We start from the raw sequence: 511 nt of genomic DNA on the forward strand, positions 1-511 counted from the left end.
CCAGGGTGATCTATTTATGTGATTTAACCGAAAGATTGTGAAGGTGAAGAGAGTTCCTTTACGGCTGGAGGTGTAACTGTGCTTTACATTCCCCGTAATAATGGATCACAAGGGAGAGGAAGTCTTCAATCACCAGTCATCATCTCCATAAACTCGTCGAAGTCTACCGTTCCGCTACCGTCTGTGTCAATCTCAGCAATCATTTCGTCAAGCTCATCTTCTGTCAGTTTGTCATCCAAAGCCCTGAGGATCTCTCTGAGGTCCGAAACGTTGATATACCCGTTCCCTTCTTTATCGTACATCCTGAAGGCCTCTCGAAGTTCCTCTTGCATGGCTTCAGAATCCTCTTCTACCAGAAACCTGGCTGTCAGTGCCAAGAACTCGTCGAACTCTAGCTCACCGCTGCCGTCCGAATCAATTTCTATAATTAGTTCTTTTAACTCGCTTTCCACGAACGTCTGCCCCAAAGTTCTCAAGATTGTTGACACCATTGAGGTGTGAATGGATCCTT

At 45.8% G+C, this 511-nt stretch carries 1 protein-coding gene; it reads right to left on the bottom strand.

Annotated elements, in window-relative coordinates:
* Nucleotides 1-125 precede the first annotated feature (125 nt).
* Nucleotides 126-511 (bottom strand): EF-hand domain-containing protein (locus tag BB427_RS05070; RefSeq protein WP_217492890.1); only part of this gene is annotated, 386 nt, incomplete at its 5' end.

This window comes from Pseudoalteromonas sp. BMB, from assembly GCF_001709235.1.
GTDB lineage: Bacteria > Pseudomonadota > Gammaproteobacteria > Enterobacterales > Alteromonadaceae > Pseudoalteromonas > Pseudoalteromonas maricaloris.